The 408-nt window shown below is 63.2% G+C and carries 1 protein-coding gene; it reads left to right on the top strand.

The window, feature by feature from the left end; genetic code table 11:
* Positions 1-408: RHS repeat domain-containing protein (locus tag V7714_RS20580; RefSeq protein WP_335711409.1), on the top strand; the 408-nt coding region annotated here is incomplete at both ends.

The following is a 408-nucleotide window of genomic DNA, read 5'->3' as shown; positions in this document are numbered from 1 at the left end:
GCGTCTATTACCACTACGACCAAAGCCGCCACCTGATCGCCGAAAGCGACGGGCAGGGGCGCACGGTGAAGGAATACCTCTACCTGGACGAGCTACCGGTAGCACTGGTGTGGGAAGGTCAGCTGTATGCCATCCACCCCGACCACCTAGGCACGCCCCGGCTGGTGACGGACAGCCAGCGGCGAGCGAGGTGGCTGTGGCACAGCGAACCGTTTGGTAGCACCGCACCGCAGGAAGACCCGGAGCAGCTGGGGCTGCCGCTGGAGCTGAACCTGCGGTTTGCGGGTCAGTACCATGATGGGGAGAGCGGGCTGTTCTACAACGGGTTCCGGGATTATGATCCGAGGACGGGCCGGTATATCCAGAGTGATCCGATAGGCTTGGCGGGAGGGCAGTGGTCGACGTATG

It is taken from the genome of Chitinimonas sp. JJ19 (assembly GCF_036961565.1).
GTDB lineage: Bacteria > Pseudomonadota > Gammaproteobacteria > Burkholderiales > Chitinimonadaceae > Chitinimonas.
This window is presented reverse-complemented; position numbering and strand designations above follow the sequence as displayed.